Source organism: Acidiplasma aeolicum, from assembly GCF_001402945.1.
In the GTDB taxonomy this organism is placed as follows: Archaea; Thermoplasmatota; Thermoplasmata; order Thermoplasmatales; family Thermoplasmataceae; genus Acidiplasma; species Acidiplasma aeolicum.
Map to the genome: position 1 here is coordinate 1 of NZ_LKBG01000196.1, position 659 is coordinate 659.

At 23.4% G+C, this 659-nt stretch carries 1 protein-coding gene and 1 pseudogene; both read right to left on the minus strand.

Features of this window, described 5'->3' with window-relative positions:
• A pseudogene (locus tag AOG54_RS04420) lies at nucleotides 1-558 on the minus strand (RNA-guided endonuclease InsQ/TnpB family protein); the annotation flags it as partial.
• Nucleotides 530-649, minus strand: a complete 120-nt coding sequence (locus tag AOG54_RS10250; protein ID WP_394328372.1) for a DUF7557 family protein — start codon at nucleotides 647-649, stop codon at nucleotides 530-532. The gene AOG54_RS10250 and the pseudogene AOG54_RS04420, both read right to left, overlap by 29 nt.
• Nucleotides 650-659: the final 10 nt, after the last annotated feature.

Consider the following 659-nt stretch of genomic DNA (forward strand, 5'->3'; position numbering starts at 1 on the left):
ATTGTTTTTATTTATTAACAATGCATTTGCCGGTTCCAATATATTTAAATTATATAATCCATTTACCTTTAGTTTCTGCTTTATTCCCTGTATTTTAATATAATTGTTGTTTATTATTTTATATGTATTGTTATACTGTTTCAATGGTATTGATGTTATATATTTTTTAAATTTTAATTTCCCTGTTTTATATCCATTTTCCTTTAATTTTGATAATCCTTTAATATTATCCATGGTTCTATCAATAATTTCTTCCTTAATCTGTGATGATAAATATTTTAAATCCCTTATTTCATAATGGTCCTTTACATACACTGGTACTTTATTTACCTTGTAATCCATATTAAAAATATCATTGTTAAATTCCTTATTTATAATATAATTGTATAACCATTTAGCCTCCAAAAATATTCTCCTTAATATCCTTGATGTGCTGGTATTTAGCTTATCACTGTCGAGCTTTGCTTTTATAATTACTGCTGATTGAGATTTTCTTTTAATTTTGGTTTTATTCAACGAATCTTTTATTTTATTCTTCCTTGCTTCTATCATGTTCATTTATTAATTTTACTATAACATCATTATAGCTTTCTCTCGGAGTAGATTTTAATTTGTTTAATTTTTCTCTTGTTTCATCATGAATTATTATATTTACAAAC